This is a genomic window from Arthrobacter sp. C9C5 (genome assembly GCF_013359735.1).
Lineage (GTDB): Bacteria > Actinomycetota > Actinomycetes > Actinomycetales > Micrococcaceae > Arthrobacter.
On the sequence record NZ_JABFMX010000004.1, the window covers coordinates 206,150 to 228,855 of the forward strand.

The window sequence follows — 22,706 nt, forward strand, 5'->3', positions numbered from 1 at the left end:
GTGACTGTTCTCGATGACATCAATGCCGGTGTCAGGGAGGATATGGAGGCTCGCCAGCGCCTCGTCACGCTCGCCGAGCTGAAGGAGCGTGCCGCGGCGGCCGCCCCGGCGCGAGACGCCTGGGCCGCCCTGGGCGGGCCCTCGGACCGGACCCAGCTCAAGGTGATAGCCGAAATCAAGCGGCGCAGCCCCTCCAAGGGCGATCTCGCGAGCATCGCGGATCCGGCCTCGCTCGCCGTGCAGTACGCCGGTGGCGGCGCCGCCGTGATCAGCGTCCTCACCGAACAGCGGCGCTTCAACGGCTCCCTCGCGGACCTGGACGCCGTCCGGGCGGCCGTGGACATCCCGTTGCTGCGCAAGGACTTCATGATCGACGAGTACCAGATCTGGGAAGCCCGTGCCCACGGCGCCGACCTGATCCTGCTGATCGTCGCCTCGCTGACCGATGCGCAGCTGCGCGAGTACAGCGCGCTCAGCCGTGAGCTGGGCATGAACGTGCTCGTGGAGACCCACACGCCCGGCGAAGTCGAACGCGCCGTTGCCGCAGGCGCGCGAATCATCGGCGTCAACGTCCGCAACCTCAAGACGCTCGACGTCGACCGCTCCGTGTTTGCGGATCTCGCCGCCGGAATCGCCGCCGGCGCGCTCGTGGTGGGCGAATCCGGTGTCCGCGGCGTGGACGACGTCCGGCACTACGCGGCAAACGGCGCCAACGCGGTCCTGGTGGGCGAGGCGCTGGTCAGCGATTCGACTCCGCGCGAGCGGATCGCCGAATTCATGGCTGCCGGCGCCGAAGAAATCGCCGCACGCTCCTGACCCGCGGTCCGGCCCGGCACCCGGCCGGACCCCGCGGTGCTTCCGTGCGGCACCGAAGATCTAGTTAGCAGTGGAACAGGATGGTGAGACTGATGGTCGATGCGCCAACAGCCGGCTCAGATGAAAGCCCCGTGGATGCGTTCCTAGAGGGCAAGCGACCGGACGAGGACGGACCGCAGGGTGCACCCTCCCTGCGCCACGCCCCCGGACCCTACTTCGGCTCCTACGGCGGCCGCTGGATGCCCGAGTCCCTCATTGCCGCCCTGGACGAACTCGAGGACACCTTCGAGAAGGCCAAGGCTGATCCCGAGTTCACCGCCCAGATCGCGGAGCTGAACAAGAACTACTCCGGCCGCCCCTCGCTGCTCACCGAAGCCAAGCGCTTCGCCGAGCACGCCGGGGGAGTCCGCATCTTCCTCAAGCGCGAGGACCTGAACCACACCGGCTCGCACAAGATCAACAACGTGCTGGGCCAGGCGCTGTTGGCCAAGCGGATGGGCAAGACCCGCGTGATCGCCGAGACCGGAGCCGGCCAGCACGGCGTGGCCAGTGCCACCGCCGCCGCCCTGCTGGGCCTGGAGTGCGTGGTCTACATGGGCGCCGAGGACTGCCGCCGTCAAGCCCTCAACGTGGCCCGGATGGAGCTGCTCGGGGCCACCGTCATCCCGGTGACCAACGGATCCCAGACGCTCAAGGACGCCATCAACGAGGCCCTCCGCGATTGGGTCGCGAACGTGGACAACACGCACTACCTGCTCGGCACCGCGGCCGGGGCGCACCCGTTCCCGGCGATGGTCCGGTACTTCCACGAGGTCATCGGCGAAGAAGCCCGCGCCCAGATCCTGGAACAGACCGGCCGGCTGCCCGACGCCGTCTGCGCCTGCATTGGCGGCGGCTCCAACGCCATCGGCATCTTCCACGGTTTCCTTGATGACCCCTCGGTGAAGATCTACGGCTTCGAGGCCGGCGGCGAGGGCGTCGAAACGGGGCGCCACGCGGCCACCATCACCCTGGGCAAGCCCGGCGTGTTGCACGGCGCCCGCTCCTACCTCATGCAGGACGACGACGGCCAGACCATCGAGTCGCACTCCATCTCGGCCGGCCTGGACTACCCGGGCGTCGGGCCCGAGCACTCCTACCTCGCCGACATCGGCCGGGTCAGCTACGAGCCCATCACGGACAGCGAAGCCATGGAGGCCTTCCGGCTGCTCTGCCGGACCGAGGGCATCATCCCGGCCATCGAGTCCGCGCACGCCCTGGCCGGCGCGATCAAGGTCGGCCAGCGGCTCGCGGCGGAAGCCGCAGAATCAGCTGGGGATGCCTCAGAGAAGATCGTGCTCGTGAACCTCTCCGGCCGCGGCGACAAGGACGTGGCCACCGCCGCGGAATGGTTCGACCTGCTGGACAAGGATTCACCCGAACACGAGATCGCCCAGGAGGGGGAGCAGCTGTGAGCACCGTCGAAAACAGCGCAGAAGGCAAGCTGCAGTTCGCCAGCAAGTCCGCGGCAGCCATCGACCGCGCCCGGGCCCAGGGCCGTGCCGCCCTCATCGGCTACCTGCCCGCAGGCTACCCGAGCGTTGAGGACACCATCGCCGCGGGCATTGCCCTGGCCGAAAACGGCGCAGACCTGATCGAAATCGGCATCCCGTACTCCGATCCGGTGATGGACGGCCAGGTCATCCAGGCCGCCACCACGGAGGCCCTGGCCAAGGGCTTCCACGTCGGCCAGGTGTTCGACGTCGTGCGCGGCATCACGAGCAAGACCGACGCCGCCGTCCTGGTCATGACCTACTGGAACCCCGTGGTCCGGATGGGCGTGGACGAGTTCTCCCGCCGCCTGGCCGAGGCCGGGGGAGCCGGGCTCATCACGCCGGACCTGATCCCGGACGAGGCCTCGGAATGGATGGCCGCCTCGGACAAGTACGGCCTGGACCGGGTGTTCCTCGTGGCGCCGTCCTCCTCGTCGGAACGGATGAAGCGCACGGTCGACGCGAGCCGCGGCTTTGTTTACGCCGTCTCCATCATGGGCGTCACCGGCGCCCGCACCTCGGTCAGCTCCGCGGCCAAGGACGTCGTCGCCGCAGCGCACGCGGCGGGCGCCGATCGCGTCTGCGTCGGCCTGGGTGTCTCCAACGCGGGCCACGTCCGCGAAATCGCCGCCTACGCGGACGGAGTAATCGTCGGCACGGCCCTCGTCGCGGCGATCGGTGAGGGCGGCGTCGATGCTGTAGCGTCCTTGACGAAAGAGCTCAGCACCGGCCTCACCAAGGAAGAAGCGTAAGCAATGCAGTCAGTCCTCCACGCGGCAGCGATGATTCCCGCGAGCATTCCGAGCCCGGACTGGTCCGGCTTCGATATCCCGCTGCCCTGGGGGTCCCTGCGCATCCACGCCTACGCGCTGTGCATCCTGGCTGGCATCATTGCCGGCCTCTGGCTGACGTCGGTGCGTTGGGCGCGCCGCGGCGCTCCTGAGGGCAGCGTCTGGGACATTGCCATCTGGGCGATCCCCTTCGGCATCATCGGCGGCCGGCTCTACCACGTGGTGTCCTCGCCGGACGCCTACTTCGGCCCCGGCTTCGACGGCACCGGCGACCTGTCCCTGATCCCGCAGATCCAGCGCGGCGGACTCGGCATCTGGGGTGCCGTGGTGTTGGGCGCTTTCGGTGCCTGGATCGGCTGCCGCCGGGCCGGCGTCAAGCTCAGCGCCTTCATGGACGCCGCAGCCCCCGGCCTGCTGTTGGCCCAGGCGATCGGCCGCTGGGGCAACTACTTCAACCAGGAACTCTTCGGCGGCCCCACCACCCTGCCGTGGGGCCTCCAGGTCGACGCCGACAGCCCCAACTTCCCGGCCGGCATGCCCGCCGACACCCTCTTCCACCCGACCTTCCTCTACGAGTCCTTGTGGAACCTCGTCGGAGTGGCGCTGCTGCTCGCGCTGGACCGCAAGTTCTCCTTCCGCCGCGCGCGGCTGTTCTGGCTCTACGCCATCTACTACACGCTGGGCCGCGTCTGGATCGAGGCCATGCGGATCGACGACGCCGAGCAGATCAACCTCTTCGGCATCACCACCCGGCTCAACGTCTGGACCAGCATCTTCGTCCTGCTCGCCGCCCTGGTGGTCTTCATCGTCCTCGGACTGCGCAAGCGCGACGTGCCGGACACCCCGTACCTGCCGGGACGCGAACCCGAGGCCGCGGTGCTTGCCGGGGACGCCGACGTCGAGACGGCCGACGAGGACAGGACTGTCGACGAAGAAGCGGCCGACAGGGCTGCCGACGTCGAGACTGCCGACGACGAAGCAGCCGACGAGCCGGCGACGGTCCCGGCCACCCGCGAAACCATCCGCCATTCGGACGCTGCTGTCTCAGATACTGAATCGCGTGATAATCTCCGGGATAACCAGAGCGGTCCGGACCGCCCCTCAGCCTCAGCTGTGGCGGCCGGAGAATCCACCGGCGGCACCATGCCCGCCACCGGAGAGCCGGCAACCGGAGTATCCGGCCGCCGGGCCACCGAGACCGCGCCGGACGCTGACAGCACCAAGTAACTCAGCCCCGGCAATCGGGCTGCAGGGCGATCGCCGGCTGGGCCCGAGTCCACAGCGTCGTGGCGACAGGGTTTGCACTATGAAGCAGGCAGCAGACAGCTGCACGGTATGCAAACCCGGGCCGGCTGCCCGCGTAACTGTTCGTACAGCAAGCGGCGCTGGCCTACAATTCGAGTAGGAAAATCACGTTGTTGTGCCCGTCACACCGGCGCACCGATTCGGGCCAATGTTGTCCCTCCCATACGCACGATCAGGAGGAAGGACGTCTCCCATGACCCAAACCCTGCATAGCCCCAGCTGGTCCGGTCCGGAACAGCCCACTACGGCCGTCTCACCGTTCAAACGTTTCGCGGCGCTGCCCGAAGCTGCCGGACTCTACAACCCGGAGCAGGAGAAGGACGCCTGCGGTCTGGCCATCATCGCCACCCTGCGCGGCGAGCCCGGCTACGACATTGTCGACGCCGCCCTGACCGCCCTGCGCAACCTTGAGCACCGCGGTGCCGTCGGCGCCGATGAAGGAACAGGCGACGGCGCCGGCCTCCTCATGCAGGTCCCGGACGAGTTCTTCCGTGCAGTCACCGACTTCGAACTCCCCGCCGCCGGCCAGTACGTCGTGGGCACCGCATTCCTGCCGGCCGAACAGCGCGAATCCGATGCCGCCAAGGCAGGCATCGAGGGTCTCGCGGCCGACGAGGGCCTCACCGTCCTGGGCTGGCGTGAAGTCCCGATTGTGGCCGACCTCGTCGGAGCCATGGCCCGGGCCTGCATGCCGTACTTCGCGCAGCCGTTCTTCGCCTCCAGCACCGGCGAGACGCTCTCCCGTAACGAACTCGACTCCCGGGCCTGGCGGATCCGCAAGCGTGCCCAGAACAAGTACGGCGTGTACTTCCCCTCGCTGTCCTCCCGGACCATCGTCTACAAGGGCATGCTCACTACCGCCCAGCTGGAGCCGTTCTACCCGGACCTCTCGGACAAGCGCTTCAAGACCAAGCTCGCGATCGTCCACTCGCGCTTCTCCACCAACACCTTCCCGTCCTGGCCGCTGGCCCAGCCGTTCCGCACCATCGCGCACAACGGCGAGATCAACACGGTCAAGGGCAACCGGAACTGGATGCGCGCCCGCCAGTCGCAGCTGGCCAACCCGCTGCTGGGGGACAGCCCGGAAGAGCTGTACCCGATCTGCACCCCGGGTGCCTCGGACTCGGCCTCCTTCGACGAGGTCGCCGAACTGCTCTGGCTCTCCGGCCGGCCCATCACGCACTCGATCATGATGATGATCCCCGAGGCCTGGGAAAACCACGCCACGATGGACCCCGCCCGGCGCGCGTTCTACGAGTATCACTCGCTGCTGATGGAGCCGTGGGACGGTCCCGCTGCCGTGTCCTTCACCGACGGCAACCTCGTCGGCGCCACCCTGGACCGCAACGGGCTGCGCCCGGGCCGGTACTGGATCACCGAGGACGGCCTAGTTGTCTTCGCTTCGGAGGTCGGCGTGATCGACGTCGAGCCCTCCAAGGTGGTCAAGAAGGGCCGCGTCTCGCCCGGCAAGATGTTCCTCGTGGACACCGAAGCCGGCCGGATCATCGACGACGCCGAGGTCAAGGCCGAGGTGGCCGCGGCCAACCCCTGGGCCGAGTGGCTCAAGGACAACCTGATCGACCTCAAGGACCTGCCCGAACGCGAGCACGTGGTGCACACCGCCGCCTCGGTCAACATCCGCCAGCGCACCTTCGGTTACACCACCGAGGAACTGAAGATCCTGCTCGGCCCGATGGCCCGGACCGGCGCCGAACCCCTCGGCGCCATGGGTTCGGACACCCCGGTGGCCGTGCTCTCCAAGCGGCCCCGGCTGCTCTTCGACTACTTCGTGCAGTCCTTCGCGCAGGTCACCAACCCGCCGCTGGACGCCATCCGCGAGGAACTGGTCACGTCCCTGACCTGCGCGATCGGCCCCAACGGCAACCTGCTGGACACCAAGCAGGTCCGCCAGCCGCAGGTCTCGCTGCCGTTCCCCGTGATCAACAACGACCAGCTGGCCAAGATCGCGAACATCGAGAACGCCGACGGCGACCGGGTCGCCATGAAGGTGCGCGGCCTCTACCGCCCCGACGGCGGCGAGAACGCCCTGCGCGCCCGGCTGACCGAAATCTGCGAGCAGGTCTCCGGCGCCATCAACCGCGGCGTCCAGTACGTCGTGCTCTCGGACCGCGACTCCAACGCCCAGTGGGCGCCGATCCCGTCCTTGCTGCTGGTCAGCGCTGTGCACCACCACCTGCTGCGCAGCGCCAACCGCACCAAGACCGCGCTCGTGGTCGAGGCCGGCGACGTCCGCGAAACGCACCACGTCGCCGTGCTGATCGGCTACGGCGCCTCCGCGGTGAACCCCTACCTGGCCATGGAATCCGTGGAGCAGCTCATCGCGTCCGGCGACGTCACCGGCGTCACCCCGCAGGACGGGGTCTACAACCTGATCAAGGGCCTCGGCAAGGGCGTCCTGAAGATCATGTCCAAGATGGGCATCTCCACGGTCGCCTCGTACACCGGCGCGCAGACCTTTGAAGCCCTCGGCCTCGGCCAGGACCTGGTGGACGAATACTTCTCCGGCACGCATTCCCAGCTCGGCGGCGTCGGCCTTGACGTCATCGCCGCGGAGGTCGCTGCGCGGCACCGGATGGCGTACCCCGAGAACGGTATCGAACTGCCGCACCAGCCCCTGCTGGGCGGCGGCGAGTACCAGTGGCGCCGCGACGGCGAACCGCACCTGTTCAACCCGGAGACGGTGTTCCGGCTGCAGCACGCCACGCGGGAACGCCGCTATGACATCTTCAAGGCCTACACCCGCGGCGTGGACGACCAGTCCGAGAACCTGATGACCCTGCGCGGGTTGCTGAAGTTCAAGGCCGGCCTGCGCCCGGCAGTCCCGCTCGAGGAAGTGGAGTCCGTCTCCAGCATCGTCAAGCGGTTCTCCACCGGCGCCATGAGCTACGGCTCCATCTCGCAGGAAGCTCACGAGACACTCGCGATCGCGATGAACCGGCTCGGCGGCAAGTCCAACACCGGCGAAGGCGGCGAGGACGTGGACCGGCTGCTGGATCCGACCCGGCGCTCGGCGGTCAAGCAGATCGCCTCGGGCCGCTTCGGCGTCACAAGCTTGTACCTGTCCAATGCCGACGACATCCAGATCAAGATGGCACAGGGTGCGAAGCCCGGCGAAGGCGGCCAGCTGATGGCCCAGAAGGTCTACCCCTGGGTGGCCCGGACCCGGCACTCGACTCCCGGCGTCGGGCTCATCTCGCCGCCGCCGCACCACGACATCTACTCGATCGAGGACCTCGCGCAGCTGATCTACGATGCCAAGCGCGCCAACCCCTCGGCGCGGGTGCACGTCAAGCTAGTCTCCGAGGTCGGCATCGGCACCGTCGCGGCCGGCGTCACCAAGGCCAAGGCCGACGTCGTGCTGGTTTCCGGCCACGACGGCGGCACCGGAGCGTCGCCGCTGAACTCGCTCAAGCACGCCGGCGTGCCGTGGGAACTCGGCCTCGCCGAGACCCAGCAGACCCTGATGCTCAACGGCCTGCGCGACCGCGTGGTGGTGCAGGTGGACGGTCAGCTCAAGACCGGCCGCGACGTCGTGATCGCGGCGCTGCTCGGCGGCGAGGAGTTCGGTTTCGCCACCGCGCCGCTGGTGGTCTCCGGCTGCATCATGATGCGCGTCTGCCACCTGGACACCTGCCCGGTGGGCGTCGCGACGCAGAACCCCGAGCTGCGCTCACGCTTCAGCGGTAAGCCCGAATTCGTGGTCAACTTCTTCGAATTCCTTGCCGAGGAAGTCCGCGAGATCCTGGCCGAACTCGGCTTCCGCAGCCTCGAGGAAGCGATCGGCCACGCCGAAATGCTCGACACCCGCGAGGCGATCAGCCACTGGAAGGCCGAAGGGCTGGACCTGGACCCCATCCTGCACGGGCTGGAGTTCGACGACGACGCGCCGCTGCGCAACCTCACGGGCCAGAACCACGAGCTGGACAAGCACTTCGACCAGCGCCTGATCGCGATGGCCGCCGAGGCCCTCAGCGACCGCACCCCGGTGAAAATCGCCGTCGACGTGATCAACACGGACCGGTCCGTGGGCACCATGCTCGGCCACGTGGTCACCAAGACCTTCAGCACCGATGTGCTCGCCACCGACACGATCGACATCACGCTGACCGGCACCGCCGGCCAGTCGCTCGGTGCGTTCCTGCCGGCCGGCATCACGCTGCGGATGTTCGGCGACTCCAACGACTACGTCGGCAAGGGCCTTTCCGGCGGCCGCATCATCGTCCGCCCGGACCGCACCAACGTGTTCCCGGCGGAGCGGAACGTGATCGCCGGCAACGTGATCGGCTACGGCGCCACGAGCGGCGAGCTGTTCCTGCGCGGCCAGGTGGGGGAGCGCTTCATGGTGCGCAACTCCGGCGCCACCGCGGTGGTCGAAGGCATCGGCGACCACGGCTGCGAGTACATGACCGGCGGCCAGGCGCTTATCATCGGGCGCACCGGCCGCAACTTCGGCGCCGGCATGTCCGGCGGCACCGCCTACGTCCTGGACCTGCAGACCGAACGGGTCAATAAGCAGGCCCTCGACGCCGGCGAACTGCAGCTGCGCGAACTCGACGCCGAAGACCGCGAAATCGTCCACGGACTGCTGGTCAAGCACCTCGAGGAAACCGAGTCGCAGCACGCGGCCCGGCTGCTCGAGAACTTCGACGACACCGCGGCCCGTATTACCAAGGTGCTGCCGCGCGACTACGCGGCCGTGCTGCAAACCCGTCTTGACGCCATCGAAGAGGGCCTGGACCCCGACGGCGAAGAAGTTTGGTCTCGAATCCTGGAGGTGACCGGTGGCTGATCCACGCGGATTTCTGAAAGTACGCCAGCGTGAAACGCAGCCGCGCCGTCCCGTCCCGGTCCGCATCATGGACTGGAAAGAGGTTTACGAAGCCCAGGAGAAGGGCGTCCTGAAGAGCCAGGCCGGGCGTTGCATGGACTGCGGCGTCCCGTTCTGCCACCAGGGCTGCCCGCTGGGCAACCTGATCCCGGAGTGGAACGACCTCATCTGGCGGGACAAGGGCGAGGAAGCGATGGAGCGCCTGCACGCCACCAACAACTTCCCCGAGTTCACCGGCCGGCTCTGCCCGGCACCCTGCGAGGCGTCCTGCGTGCTGGGCATCAACCAGCCCGCGGTGACCATCAAGCAGGTCGAGGTGTCGATAGTGGACCAGGCCTTCGACAAGGGCTGGGTCAACCCGCTGCCGCCGGCACGCCTCTCCGGCAAGACGGTCGCCGTCGTCGGCTCCGGCCCCGCCGGGCTCGCCGTCGCCCAGCAGCTGACCCGCGTGGGCCACACCGTCGCCGTCTATGAGCGCGACGACAAGATCGGCGGGCTGCTGCGGTACGGAATCCCCGACTTCAAGATGGAAAAAGAGCACGTCGACCGCCGCCTGGACCAGATGAAGGCCGAGGGCACCCGCTTCCGGACCGGCGTCGCCGTCGGCACCGATGTGACTTGGGAGCAGCTGCGCCGGCGCTACGACGCCGTCGTGGTCGCCACCGGCGCAACCGTCCCGAGGGACCTGCCCATCCCGGGCCGGGACCTTGAGGGCGTGCACTTCGCGATGGATTACCTCGTCCCGGCCAACCGCGTGGTGGCCGGCGAGACGGTTGAAAACCAGATCAACGCCGCCGGCAAGCACGTCGTCATCCTCGGCGGCGGCGACACCGGCGCGGATTGCCTCGGCACCGCCCACCGGCACCAGGCTGCCTCCGTGACCACGCTGGCAATCGGCAAGCAGCCGTCCGCCGAGCGGGCCGCGCACCAGCCCTGGCCGACGTTCCCCACCCTGTTCGAGGTGGCCAGCGCGCACGAGGAGGGCGGCGAACGCACCTACCTCGCGTCCACCGTGGAATTCGTCGGCGAGAACGGCAAGCTGACCGGCGTGAAGGTCGCCGAGACCGAATTCGTCGACGGCAAGCGGCTGCCCAAAGCCGGCACCGAGCGGATCATCCCGGCGGACCTCGTCTTCCTGTCCCTGGGCTTCACCGGCGCCGAACCCGCCGGGATCACCGAACAGGTACACGCCGAGTTCGACGGCCGCGGCAACGTGGCCCGGGACGGCTACTACATGACCAACACGGAAGGGGTCTTCGTCGCCGGAGACGCCGGCCGCGGTCAGTCGCTGATTGTCTGGGCAATCGCCGAGGGCCGCGCCTGCGCCGCCGCGGTAGACAAATTCCTGATGGGCAGCACCATTCTCCCGGCGCCAGTTGCGCCGACCGACCGGGCGATCGCCGTCCTGTAGCCCGGTCCCGGACCCTGCCGGGTCCGGGCCGGACACCGGCTGTTCATCCCGCGAGAACTAAAAACAACCAAGAGACAACTAGGGTAGGTATATGAGACGCGCTAAAATTGTGGCCACCTTCGGACCGGCGATCGCGAGCTTCGAGAACACGCTTGCCGTGCTGGAAGCCGGGGTCGACGTGGCCCGCATGAACATGAGCCACGGAGACTACTCCGTGCACGACAACACTTACGACAACGTCCGCAAGGCCGCCGGCCAGCTCGGCAAGGCCGTCGCCATCATGGCCGACCTCCAGGGCCCGAAGATCCGCCTCGGCCGCTTCGTCGACGGACCGCACCTGCTGGCCGTCGGTGACACCTTCACGATCACCACCGAGGACGTCCCGGGCACCAAGGACATCTGCTCCACGACGCTGAAGAGCCTCACCGAGGACGTCAACCCCGGCGACTCGCTGCTGATCGACGACGGCAAGGTGGCCCTGCGCGCCATCGAGGTGGACGACGTCAAGGTCGTCGCCCAGGTGGTCGTTGGCGGCTACGTGTCCAACAACAAGGGCATCAACCTGCCCGGCGTCGCCGTCAACGTCCCCGCGCTGAGCGAAAAGGACGAGGACGACCTCCGCTGGGCCATGCGCCGCGGCGTGGACATGGTGGCCCTCTCGTTCGTCCGCGACGCCTCGGACATCAAGCGAGTCCACGAAATCATGGACGAAGAAGGCCGCCGCGTGCCGGTGATCGCCAAGATCGAAAAGCCGCAGGCCGTGGACCAGCTACCCGAAATCATTGACGCCTTCGACGCCATCATGGTGGCCCGTGGCGACCTCGGTGTGGAGCTTCCGCTCGAGGAAGTGCCGATCGTGCAGAAGCGCGCCGTCGAACTGGCCCGCCGCTGGGCCAAGCCCGTCATCGTGGCCACCCAGGTGCTCGAATCCATGATCGACAACCCGCGCCCGACCCGCGCTGAGGCCTCCGACTGCGCCAACGCCGTGCTCGACGGCGCGGACGCCGTCATGCTCTCCGGCGAGACCAGCGTGGGCAAGTTCCCGATCGAGACCGTCAAGACGATGGCCCGAATCATCGAATCCACTGAGGTCCACGGCCTGGAGCGCGTCCCCCCGCTGGGCACCAAGCCCAAGACCCGCGGCGGCGCCATCACCCGTGCCGCCGTCGAGATCGCCGACCAGCTGGAAGCGAAGTACATCTGCACCTTCACCCAGTCCGGCGACTCCGCACGGCGCCTCTCGCGGCTGCGCCCGATCCGCCCGGTCTTCGCCTTCACCCCGGTGGAGCACGTCTGGAACCAGCTGGCGCTGACCTGGGGCATCCAGCCGGTGCTGGTCCCGATGGTGGGCCACACCGATGAGATGACCGCCCAGGTTGATCGCAACCTGCTGGAGATGGACCTCGTCGAGGACGGCGACATGGTGGTTATCGCCGCCGGTTCGCCTCCCGGAAAGGCCGGTTCCACGAACATGCTGAAGGTTCACAAGGTGGGCGACCTGGCCGACGCCGGCAGCCACGGCGAGAACGCCGTCACCAAGGACAAGCTCGGCCCCTGGCCGGAAAAGAAGAAGAAGAACAGCAAGATCTAGTTCTTCGGATCTATGACAAAGGGAGGGTCCCCGCCGCTGGGGTTCAGCGGCGGGGACCCTCCCTTTGTTTTCCTGCTTGCTGGCCGGGTTGCCGGCCGGCTCCTTCGACCGTGCGGCCTAGTTGACCTGGTTGATGATGGTCTCGGCGACCTCGCGCATGCTGAGGCGGCGGTCCATCGAGGTCTTCTGGATCCAGCGGAAGGCTTCCGGCTCGGTCAGGCCCATCTTGGTGGTCAGGAGGCTCTTGGCGCGCTCCACGAGCTTGCGGGTAGCGAACTGCTCCTGCAGGTCGCTGACTTCGCTTTCGAGGGCCTTGATTTCCTCGTGCCGGGACAGGGCGATCTCCAGGGCGGGGATCAAGTCGGCCGGGGTGAAGGGCTTGACCACGTACGCCATGGCGCCGGCGTCGCGGGCGCGCTCGACCAGTTCCTTCTGGCTGAAGGCGGTCAGCAGCACCACGGGGGCGATGCGGGCCTTGACGATCTTTTCGGCGGCGGAGATGCCGTCCATGACGGGCATTTTGACGTCCATCAGGACGAGGTCCGGCTTCAGCTCTTCCGCGAGCTGCACGGCCTTCTCGCCGTTGTCTGCTTCGCCGACGACGTCGTAGCCTTCGCCGCGCAGGATCTCGATGATGTCCAGGCGGATGAGGGTCTCATCCTCGGCGACCACGACGCGGCGCGCCGGCTGGGAGGTGGGGGTTGACTCCGTCTGTTCTGACACGGGTACTCCTTGGAAAGGTACGGCGGGAACTGGACCATCTGAGGCAAGTCCGCTGGTGTACTGGGGGCCGGTAGGGATCGATGCGGCGTCACTGGCGCGATTCTGGAATTCAGCCTATCTGCATGTAGAGTAATTTCGCGCACCGGAAGCGATCGCGTTGCTCACAGCACCATGGAGCAAGCGAATATGACAACCGGTGTACTCCGCGCCCGAGTGGCGGAATTGGCAGACGCGCCGCACTCAAAATGCGGTATCGAAAGGTGTGTGGGTTCGAGTCCCACCTCGGGCACGACAGATCGCCTCGTCAGGGGCGATTTTGCTTTAACGTGTGTACAGGCTTGCGATCGAGTCGTCTGACGGGTTGGGTCGCGGGCTGTGGCCATGCCGCCGCGTGGCCTATTCAGGTATGTGGGCGAGTTCGTCGCCCTGGCTGGTGGGCGTTCCGCCTGCTCTGGCTTGGGTTAGGGGGCTTCCTCGTTCCGGTTCTGTCGGGTTGGGCTTGGGTGTCCAACACCAGTTCATGGTCCGGTGCTATGGTCACGACATGATTTTGCCGAACTGACGCGGAAATTCTCGAAGAGCCTCTTCCGGCAGGCGGCGAGGGGGCCTCGTATTCCCCGTTTGTCCTGCCAAATCGGGTGTGGACAGTGTCCACACTTAAGTCGGACTTTCTATGCGGTCGTGTGGCGACCCATTTATGCGTTTGGTGCCTAGTTTGGAGTGGAAAGGTCGGCTGAGTGGAGCTGGGACCACTCAGTTGCCGGTTCTAGCCAGATTCCCTTTCGGTAGGGACTGCCCCCGGCTACCGGCTGATGCGCCGCTGTTAGCATCATGAAATGGTTAATTTTTGAGGATGAGCTACGCTCGCCGCTTACCTTGCGCCGATTCCAGCTCCTATTGGAGGTCCGCCGTCACGCTAGCGAGAACGGGCACAATTCGGCAAGTGTCCTGTGGCTTCGTGCAGAAGCAATGAATGCGACCGATGATGGCGACCGCTTCCTGGATAACGACCTCGAAGCGTTGCTGGATAGAAGGTGGATCTTCTACGAGAAGGCGTCAGGTCCGGTCACCGACGTGACCATCACGCGGGCCGGCATGGATGTGGCGGAAGAGTTTGAACATTTCCGGTCTGATCCACGTAAGAGAGCTCAAGCGGCCAGAAGCTCTGTCCTTCAGTGGCTCTATGACGAGTATCTGCAGGGCAAGTCCTCTCCCAACATAAGTGGATTCTCTACCAGTAAGTACGGAACGTTTTATGGCGCTGATTTCACAGAGGGCGAGATTACCCGGGCAACGCGATATCTAAGGGATCGACAACTGATCCAAGGCAAGGCGGCGATGGGCGGTCCCATCGTTCGACCGCAGATCACGCCGCACGGAATACAGACGATTGAACACGATGATGAGCCAGCAGCGGTCATAGCCAGCGAAAGGGCCTCCGTGACGCACAACTACACCATCCATAACTCGGGCCAGATGAACCTTGCTGCTGGCAGCGAGAATGTGTCTCAGTCGATGACCCTGACATCAACGCAGATCAATGACGCAAGAATGGCGGCTAATGCTTTCAGTCAGACGCTTCCCATACTCGGCGTACCTCATGAGCGCCAAGCTGAGGCCGAGCAAGTCATTGCTGAACTGGAAGAGGAGACGGCATCTCCTGACCCACAACCTGGAAAGCTCAAAACGCTTCTTAACAAGGTCGTAGAGATAGCGATTCTTGGTTCCGCCGAGGGCGCAGTTGAAGCGGTCGTTTCGATGGCACAGAAGGCCATTGATGGCCTCTAAGAACTGCTAGGCAGATTACGGCGTCCATTCCACTCGTACTAGAATCGCACACACCAAGAGGCTGAGGCCGGCAGCTGAGGCAAGAATCAGTGAGATCACGACAAGCACGTGCTTCATCCACGCGATTTTGCTCATGCGCACCATTTGGTTGGTGATAACTGGAAGTAGGTCGGTCGCTTTGATTTTTGCCGGTAGATTTTCAGGCGCCCAGTACTTCAAGTGCCCGAAGTAGATGAAGTTATCGCGCCATTCTTTCCCTACCTTCGTAGCCCGTAGACGGGGAATGACAACCAACATGGCGCATCCCGCCCCCAGGACTAGGGCCGCTGCGGCGATGATGTAGGAAATGTTCTGCCATGGTCCCTCTAGGGCTCCGAACAGGCGATCTTTTCCGGAAAGAGTGACGATTACTCCCAGAGCCGCGGACTCAAGGGCAAAGGCGAATGAAGCCTTGGCATCTACTTTGCCCGTCCAGTCAACGAGAGCTCCATGGATTCTCCATGCTGTGTCCAAGGCGTCTTTGTCCGAAGTGTCCGCGGGCGGCTCAGGTTTCTTGTCCCACCACATCAGAGAAGCCAGCGATAGTTAGTCTTGTAATAGGTGTAGTTCTTGCCACCCATTTTGAAGTCATACGGCCCGGTCCACATGTTCTTCTCCTTGTGTACAAGGGCATCCTTGGTCAGCTGCTTATATGTGCCGCCGCCAATGATCGTGTTGTAGGGATGTTCACGCAGGTCGCTGAGCTTTGCCGCGAGGTTGGGAGCTGTACCGATCGAGATCATGTCGTCATTGCCCCGGAAGCCAGCACGAACCAGGAGTGACTTGCCGCTGGCGACACCACAGCCGTGCTTGAGCTGCCAGTTGCTATCTCTGATTGATTGGAACTGCTTATGGATGGCGGGCTGTACGAGCTCGCTCATTGCCCACTTGATTTGCATGGCAGATTTCACGGCGCGGGTGGAGCGGTTGGTGCCTGCAAAGATGCCCATCACTCTGTCACCGTCGAAGCTACGGATGTGCCCGGTATTGGAACGGATGATGCGCGTGCTCACCGACAGATAAGCCTTCATGACTCTGGCCACCGTGTCAGCCGGTGCGATTCCAACGAGCCCTGACGAGTCACGCATATCAGCGTAAAGATACGTTGAGGGAAGGTAGAGGCCTTCTGAGTAGCCCATCTTGTCGGGATCGGGCACCGACTCTATCGTGCCGTCATTTCGTTCCGTCGTCGTGAGATTTGTATTGACCGTCTTCAGGATGTCACCCTCGACGTCTGACTTCAGCGTCATGCTTCCCCCTCTTTCGCTATGAAGTGTTGGATCTGAGCCTATCGGGAGGGGCTGACACTAACTGGCGGCAAGAATTCCTTGGCTTCATTCCAGCCGATCAGTTAATCTTGATGCCATAGTTAGACGTTCTGACCTCTTCTACGCGGCCACCACCAATATCCTTCGGGTAGGCGAGACTCCACATAGCTTTCCCATCCACGCTGCTATAGCACGTTGAATAATCCATCTCTTTCCACATCCGGTCAGTGATAGTCGTGCGCGCTCCATGCAGGTCGCTTAGCTTCGCAGCTATATTCGGAGCGTCCCCGATGGAAACCAGGTCGTTGTTGTTGCGAACGCCGGCACGCACTACGAGCGCATCACCCAGATCGATTCCGGTCCTGCTGCTTAGCACCCAACTTGATTTGAGGTACTCGTTGAGGCGGTACGACAGGCTGGGCCTGACTATCTCGTCGACTGCCCATTTGATTTCCAGGGCCGTTCTTGCGGCGACGGTCGGGGCGTTGTCTCCGATGAAAATGGCCATTACTCGGTCTCCGTCGTAGCTCCGGATCTCGCCTTTGTTGTCACGGATTACTCGTGTGACAACAGCCAAGAAGGCACGCACGATCTGAGCGGCCGTCGTAGCGGAATGCCTCTTGGCCAACCCGGAAGAGCCTTCCATGTCTGTATAGAGATAAACCGCTCTCAACCATACGCCGCCGTTGTTCAGATTTATTGAATCTGAGGTCGGCACCACTTGGCCCCGCCTTGTGTCCAGTTTGGTCTTGAGGAGGGAGTCTACCGCTGTGCTGTAGTCATCCTTGCGAGTCATGATCCCCATTTCAACGTGCGAGCGAAGGCTTTAACAGCCTACTAACTGGGACTGACACTCATCCGCCGCCCATGCAGTGTCCGTCCACTCTCGTACACTTGTGACATGCCGGCGAAGATAAGAGCCTCAATCAGACCTCGGTCTCGGTGGAAGTTTGAGAAGGCCGCAGGTGAGCCCGTGGAACAGCTGAGGCTGGTTCACGCGGAGGTCGTTCGTCAGCGGGCAACAGTCCTCCAGCGGACTGGCAACATGCACACTCGTGCGGCCATCCTGGTCACCGCCTCCGGAGTGTTCAGCACAGTCCAGGCGAACAACTGGGTAACCGGGTGGCAGTTCATAAGCATCACGCTGTCGGTGGTTGCCGCGGTCATCGGCTTATGGGCGATGCGACCGTCATCAGGTGTCGATGCTAATGCCACGCTCTATTTCCAAGAGCGGCTGGCCGCTGATCCCTACAGTACTGAGCACAGCATCGTGACAGACAGCATGGAGGGTCTATCGGATGACCTGCAGCGGATAGAGCGAGCCGCCAAGTTGATTGTCGCTGGCTATGGGATACTTGCTCTAGCCTGGTTGGCAATGCCCATCACAGTCGGTCTGATGCATGCGAAACTGATTTAGGAAGAAGTACTGTGGCGGATAACGAAAAGTCGAGGAGCCAGCCTCGAGTGCAGATACCGTCCACGACGGTGCGCGTTCAAAAGGGCGGGACACTCAGCCACGGCAGTAATGCACCGACGAAGCCGAAGCCGCCTCAGCCGCCGACGCCAAAGACTAAGTAACAAAAGCAGGCCTCGCCACATGAGCGGTGGCTTTGCCGTTTCATATGCGGTTCGCCTAAACCCTATAACTGTGGATAAATTCCCTTGGTTAGTTATTTCATTCGCGCTTAAATACCTGCAGTTCAATAAGAACTAGCAATTCAACCGCTCCTACTGAGCAACCAGCATGACCGCCAATTGGATGGACGCTAGTGGTGTTGATGAATCAGAGTGGGAGCCGTTGCGGCAGCCATCCTTGATCTCTATGACTCATGGGGGCACAATCACCAGGAGACTTGCAGTTTATGTGAGGTGTAACGCGGCGGCATTCAGGATGTTGCGTGCTCAAGTTTGGCGGCCGGTAGGGCCAGGAGTATCTTCAGGTGCTCGATAACGAGTGTCAACACTGCGCGACACTCGTGGGCATGGTGGTGGAGGCTTTCAATAAATGTCAGTGGCAGGGTGCATCATGACCATATGCATGAACTAATTGAACTGGTCGAGGGGACGAGCCGCACTGGATACCCTGCTGTCGTTTGGATTTGTGCCTGCGGGCGGCGCGGTGCAGGCAGCCGTACAGTTCCGGAGGCACAAACCGGATTCCTGAAGCACGCACGGGGACGCGCCCGAGCTGCAGCTGGACACCCGGCCCCGCGCAGGCTGAACACGTCTCGCAGGTGGTAGAGCGCCACACATCAACTAGGGCGGGGGACCTTTCCGCCTCCAAGTCTCAAAACCGCGTTCCCTTAGTGGGGCGCGGCTGGCGTTTGTAAGGCGCCAAAGGGCGTTTTGGGGTGTGCACATTGTGCACGCTTTGGGCTTGGGACTGGGTCGTACATAGGTCGGATCGGGCCGGATTGGCGATTTTTGCGGGGGAGTGGCGGATTTTGAAGGGCTGGAACCCGGTTCGAGTCCCACCTCGGGCACAGTGGTTTCCCTGTTCAGGGGCTTGTGGGCCTCTGAGTGTGCACAAACTGTTCACTGATGGGCCCCTGCGGGGGCCTTTTTGGGTGGTGGCTGATGCTGTGGCCGGCATGCTCCCTGTCTGCTTGGTTAGTGCCCGTGGTGCCTGTTATCTGTTCATTGTCGTTCACGGACTGGGCAACATGACCGGCCCCGGTAGCCCTTACTACTTTGCAGTCGCCTTCCCCGTGGGCATTGATGACCTGGTCAGGATCGACTCGCATCCAATATGCAGTTCAACGCGCTGTCCTTCCTCGAACGTGTCACCCCTGTTCATCCCGTGGGTTGCTCTGCCCGACTGGTTGGCGCAATGGTGCTGCCCCGGTAGACGAATTCGGCATTGATCTGGCTTGACTGGGTCGCCCTCAGCGGCAGCGCTAGGTCGCCCTGCGGATCGCCGTCGTACTGGGAAACGGTCTTGTCTCCGACGAGGAGCCCGTCACGAAAGGACATTCCGCGTTCGGCTAGCGCAGCAGGCTGGCGTCCAGTTGGGTGCTGCCGTAATACTGGGCGAAGGTGCTTCGCTTTTCATCGAAGCCGTTCGGTATGGCGTCGTGGTGTATCTTCTTCCGCAACGCAGCCGAGCGGTCCGGGGGCCCCGGGAGGCCGGATTGCCGGACGGCCTTGACCATCCGGTCTGCTGCGACACCCGCACCGTCATCACAGCTCAGCAACAGGGCAGGTTGTGCCTTCAGGGAACTCCGGATTCACCCGCCGCAGGCAGGAGGGAAATGTTCGCTGCTTGGCATCGCCTGCCAGCGGCTGTCGAAGCGGCGGATTATCATGCGGAGCATGGCCAGGCGCCGACACCGTGGCTGCTCTGGTCTTCGCTGTTCAACTCGCCAGCGAACGCCTCAACCAGGACGACCGCAGGCAACCAGCCTGGGCTCATCTGGCAACGGCCCCTTCCTGGCCCGGTCATCGGCCCGATGAGACTCGGTCAAGTGCTCAGTGACAGTCTGTGTAGTCCGCGCCGCGCCGCGGCGACGCCGCCGAGAGCTCCGAATCCGGGGTAAAAGCAGCCCTAGAGGTGGTCGGCCGGCTCGGATTCCCTTACGCTGGCACCGGAGCCGACGAGTTGGCATCGGACGATTTAGCCCCGCTGCCAGCGCCAGCGACTCAGAGGAATCTGGCGAAAGGCCGGCGGAAGAACAGAAGCCCCATCTGAACTGTGGCTTACTCGGCCTTGCTGGAACGATCGCTATTCCGCTTGCTGCCCCGGCTGCGAGCCAAGGCGGCCGCAGCACGGCTGCGACGCTTCCGGTACAGTACCAGCCCGACTGCTGCCAGCACCGCGATGAAGAGTCCGGCCGCTATGGCGACCAGGAGCGCCCATTGCGTGCCGTCGTCGTTGATGACCGGAGCAACAGGTTCACCGGGGCCCGCTTCGGGGAACGTGACGGTCGCGGTGGCTTCGCGTTCGAGAAGGCCGCTCTTGATTTTGATTTGAGCCGTCCAGGGGCCGTTGGGGAGTATTCGCGGAGGGGTGAAGACGACGGTCTGGGCATTGCCGGGCGCGACGGTCGCTGCTTTCGGGACGTTGAAAGGTCCGGCGGAAAGGCCTCCGGGTCCGGCGGTGAGTCTGAGTTCACCGGTGATGTCGAGGGCCCGTCCGCCGGTGTTCGTGATGAGGGCGCTTAGCTGGGGGGATTCGTCCTTGCTGCGTCCGGCGGTCACGGAGGTGACGGTGAAATCGGCGGGATTGCCGTTGCCGGGCCCGACGGAGAGGTAGATGCGCACGCCGACCCTGTTGGCCTGCGCGACGCCGCCCCTGTCTGCGGGGCTGCGTACCTCGGCCCAGATGGCCCCGTACTGTTCACTTTCCGGCGCGTCTGCCGGGACCTTGATTGAGGCCATGACCTCTGCATGGCCGCCGGGGGCCAGGTCAACCTGCGGCTGGGCTAGCCGGGTCCACGTGGTGAGGTCGTTCTTGACTGAGGCGTCATCGCCGATGAAGTCACCGTTGTCGATGTGTGCCGCCCCGGGGTAGATACGGATGGTCTGCGGGGTGCCGGTGTTGTTCTCCACCCGGACCCGGCGATTAATCTCGGTGCCGGGTGCGAGTCTGTCAACGATGTAGGTGCGTGCCCGGGGATCGTTCTGGGCGCTGGCGGGGATGTCCAGCAGGCGTATCCCGATGCCTTCCGGCCGAGTCGGTGCAGGCGCCGTGGTGTTTGGGCCGGCCGCCGTGGCGGGAGCCACCGGGGAAAGTGCCAGCAGGATCATCGCGAACAAGAACATCAGGGAACGCAAGAATTGCCTCTGCTTGATTGTGGGGCTCAGGGTGTTGTGTCTGTGTGTCTGTGTGTCTGTGGGCATCGCCTTCCCGGGTACCGGCAGCTTTCCGACCCGGGAGGCGATGTTCGACCGAATGGCTTAGAGCGACGAGTGGGTCAGCGTGGCCGTGTACGTGTCAGCCAGCGCGCCGGCCGGGGCGAGGACGCTCAGATTCGCGTTCCAGGTCGCGGTGTTGTTCCCTGACACTGCTGTCGCCGTCTGGACCGTCTTGGCCGTGGACAGGTCCGACGCGGGGGTTTCCGCCACCGTCGCGGTTCCGGTAACGGTCGCCGCTTCGGGCGTGTAGCTGGCTGCCGTGGCGGGGATGACGTTTGCCGCGTTGACGCCTACGAAGTCGGTCAGGGTGACCTGGGCGGACCATCCGGCCACGCCCGCCCTGTCGTCGGTGATCTGTACGCCGGTCAGGCCGACCGAGGCGCTGGCACCAGGCGTCACAGTTCCGAGAGCGGCGGTCGCAGGCGCCGAGATAGAGAGGGCACCGACCGGGACCTCGACGGTGACTGTGCTGTTCGCCGTCGCGGCAGTCGCCGGCAAGGCGACCGAGCCGACGAGGGCTGCCGATACGGCAGCAATTAGGGATACACGGGAGATGGTGCGCATGGTTGAGACCTTTGCAAATTAAGGTGAGTGACCGCCAAGGCACGATTCGGAAAACGGCCCTGCCCGCGGGGCGCGCGGTCTTGACAGGTCCCCGGGGTCTCTGTCAAAGCTAACAAGGCTGCTCCCGTCCGGAACGGCTATACGCTCCTTTGTGCACAGAATGGCCGGTTTGTCATCCACGTCTGCACGAAATCGACCTCCACGCCGTCGTGTGCCAACGTGACCAGCCCTGAAATTTGAATTCAGGGCAGAGCCAGAACCTGCTGGTTCTTCAGCCGCGTCCGGGCAGCACCGTCACGGATACGGAGAGCCTTCGAAACCACACGGGGCTGTCGGAATGTCACATGCCGCCTGTCCCAACCGAGAGGGCGGCATGTCGACTGGATCCCGACGAACACAGAGAGCAGGAACGGCAGAATGATCACGACCACCGAGACCGGGCCTATTTAGCGCGTGGCGGGCGACAGTCCACATATCGTTGGCGCGGACCTGAATACGGTCGTCGAGTTGGCCCAACAACACGCCATGGGGGAGGGCAAGCACGGTGTCCTCGTCGAGCGGCATGGGCCCGCGTCCTTAACTGTGGCAGCGTCGCAAGCACCTTGGGGTGTGCGCCGTAGGTCCGGGACTTAGCGTCTTCCGGTTGGTGCGCGGGTCCGTTTTCAATACTCGAACGTTCGGCCGTCGAGCGTGAAGCTTGGCATGCCATTGTCGTTCAGAGCCGAAAGTTGGCCCCGCACTGGTCGCGGACCGGTGGTGCGGAGGCGCCTCGCGTATCCTTCGGGCAGTTGATGAATCCGCAGGAATGCCCCGGTGTAGGGCTGCCGGGTAAGCCGGTCAAGGGGCTAAACCGGGTTCACGTTTCAAAATGCCCCAAATGACTAGAACGCCCCCGCCCTGGTTGGGATACCAGGCTGTGCGGGGGCGTTTTTAGATGGTGTTCTCCGGGCTTGTGAAGGCCATCAGGGCGGGAGCGTCGTCGGGTGTTCTTCCCGCAACTGGGGGCGCACGAAGAACTGGACCAAACACAATGGCTGTTCTGTGCGAGTCAACTACTAATTCGGCGGCCGCGGCGAATCGTGAGTGGGTCTATTGCCATGCCCTCGGAAAGGCGTTAAGTCTGACCGTGGGAGTGGCCAGGGCAACTGCGGTTGGCGGTTCGTTGGGGGGGGGGG

The 22,706-nt window shown here is 64.4% G+C and carries 16 protein-coding genes and 1 tRNA gene; 10 read left to right on the forward strand and 7 right to left on the reverse strand.

The window, feature by feature from the left end:
• From trpC to pyk, 7 genes are all read left to right on the forward strand, one after another.
• Nucleotides 1-816, forward strand: coding sequence for an indole-3-glycerol phosphate synthase TrpC (trpC, locus tag HNO80_RS04935; RefSeq protein WP_175321722.1), 816 nt, complete (start codon nucleotides 1-3; stop codon nucleotides 814-816).
• A gap of 92 nt (nucleotides 817-908) precedes the next feature.
• Nucleotides 909-2,270 (forward strand): tryptophan synthase subunit beta, encoded by a 1,362-nt coding sequence (trpB, locus tag HNO80_RS04940; RefSeq protein ID WP_175321723.1) that lies wholly within the window; start codon nucleotides 909-911, stop codon nucleotides 2,268-2,270.
• A complete protein-coding gene (gene trpA / locus HNO80_RS04945; protein WP_349627218.1) occupies nucleotides 2,267-3,100 on the forward strand; it encodes a tryptophan synthase subunit alpha in 834 nt (277 codons plus the stop codon). Before trpB ends, trpA begins: the two co-directional genes overlap by 4 nt.
• Nucleotides 3,101-3,103: 3 nt before the next feature.
• Nucleotides 3,104-4,366, forward strand: a complete 1,263-nt coding sequence (lgt, locus tag HNO80_RS04950; protein ID WP_175321724.1) for a prolipoprotein diacylglyceryl transferase — start codon at nucleotides 3,104-3,106, stop codon at nucleotides 4,364-4,366.
• A 271-nt stretch (nucleotides 4,367-4,637) separates the two neighbouring features.
• Nucleotides 4,638-9,254 (forward strand): glutamate synthase large subunit, encoded by a 4,617-nt coding sequence (gene gltB, locus HNO80_RS04955; RefSeq protein ID WP_175321725.1) that lies wholly within the window; start codon nucleotides 4,638-4,640, stop codon nucleotides 9,252-9,254.
• Nucleotides 9,247-10,704 (forward strand): glutamate synthase subunit beta, encoded by a 1,458-nt coding sequence (locus HNO80_RS04960; protein ID WP_175321726.1) that lies wholly within the window; start codon nucleotides 9,247-9,249, stop codon nucleotides 10,702-10,704. Before gltB ends, HNO80_RS04960 begins: the two co-directional genes overlap by 8 nt.
• 91 nt (nucleotides 10,705-10,795) lie before the next feature.
• Nucleotides 10,796-12,295 (forward strand): pyruvate kinase, encoded by a 1,500-nt coding sequence (pyk, locus tag HNO80_RS04965; RefSeq protein ID WP_175321727.1) that lies wholly within the window; start codon nucleotides 10,796-10,798, stop codon nucleotides 12,293-12,295.
• A gap of 117 nt (nucleotides 12,296-12,412) precedes the next feature.
• Here the strand turns inward: pyk and HNO80_RS04970 are convergent, their stop codons facing one another.
• Nucleotides 12,413-13,018 (reverse strand): ANTAR domain-containing response regulator, encoded by a 606-nt coding sequence (locus HNO80_RS04970; RefSeq protein WP_056739732.1) that lies wholly within the window; start codon nucleotides 13,016-13,018, stop codon nucleotides 12,413-12,415.
• Between the two features lie 207 nt (nucleotides 13,019-13,225).
• On the opposite strand from HNO80_RS04970, the gene HNO80_RS04975 reads away from it, so the two are divergent.
• Nucleotides 13,226-13,307: transfer RNA gene (locus HNO80_RS04975), tRNA-Leu, on the forward strand.
• A 542-nt stretch (nucleotides 13,308-13,849) separates the two neighbouring features.
• Entirely contained in the window at nucleotides 13,850-14,806 is a 957-nt protein-coding gene (locus HNO80_RS04980) for a hypothetical protein (protein WP_175321728.1), read from the forward strand.
• A 15-nt stretch (nucleotides 14,807-14,821) separates the two neighbouring features.
• Here the strand turns inward: HNO80_RS04980 and HNO80_RS04985 are convergent, their stop codons facing one another.
• From HNO80_RS04985 to HNO80_RS04995, 3 genes are all read right to left on the reverse strand, one after another.
• Entirely contained in the window at nucleotides 14,822-15,319 is a 498-nt protein-coding gene (locus HNO80_RS04985; protein ID WP_217500591.1) for a Pycsar system effector family protein, read from the reverse strand.
• Nucleotides 15,320-15,372: 53 nt separating this feature from the next.
• The gene (locus HNO80_RS04990) at nucleotides 15,373-16,095 is read right to left on the reverse strand and encodes an adenylate/guanylate cyclase domain-containing protein (protein WP_175321730.1); all 723 of its coding nucleotides are present in this window, start codon (nucleotides 16,093-16,095) and stop codon (nucleotides 15,373-15,375) included.
• 97 nt (nucleotides 16,096-16,192) lie between these two features.
• The gene (locus HNO80_RS04995) at nucleotides 16,193-16,909 is read right to left on the reverse strand and encodes an adenylate/guanylate cyclase domain-containing protein (RefSeq protein WP_175321731.1); all 717 of its coding nucleotides are present in this window, start codon (nucleotides 16,907-16,909) and stop codon (nucleotides 16,193-16,195) included.
• A gap of 177 nt (nucleotides 16,910-17,086) precedes the next feature.
• Between HNO80_RS04995 and HNO80_RS05000 the strand changes: the two genes are divergently transcribed.
• Nucleotides 17,087-17,530 (forward strand): hypothetical protein, encoded by a 444-nt coding sequence (locus tag HNO80_RS05000; protein ID WP_175321732.1) that lies wholly within the window; start codon nucleotides 17,087-17,089, stop codon nucleotides 17,528-17,530.
• A 1,567-nt stretch (nucleotides 17,531-19,097) separates the two neighbouring features.
• On the opposite strand, the gene HNO80_RS05005 is transcribed toward HNO80_RS05000, so the two are convergent.
• The 3 genes from HNO80_RS05005 to HNO80_RS05015 form a co-directional block, all read right to left on the reverse strand.
• A complete protein-coding gene (locus HNO80_RS05005; protein WP_175321733.1) occupies nucleotides 19,098-19,307 on the reverse strand; it encodes a hypothetical protein in 210 nt (69 codons plus the stop codon).
• Nucleotides 19,308-19,809: 502 nt separating this feature from the next.
• Nucleotides 19,810-20,874 carry a DUF916 domain-containing protein gene (locus HNO80_RS05010; protein ID WP_249777161.1) on the reverse strand — a complete coding sequence of 355 codons (1,065 nt, stop codon included), beginning with the start codon at nucleotides 20,872-20,874 and terminating at the stop codon, nucleotides 19,810-19,812.
• 135 nt (nucleotides 20,875-21,009) lie between these two features.
• Nucleotides 21,010-21,531, reverse strand: coding sequence for a WxL domain-containing protein (locus tag HNO80_RS05015; RefSeq protein ID WP_175321735.1), 522 nt, complete (start codon nucleotides 21,529-21,531; stop codon nucleotides 21,010-21,012).
• Nucleotides 21,532-22,706 lie beyond the last annotated feature (1,175 nt).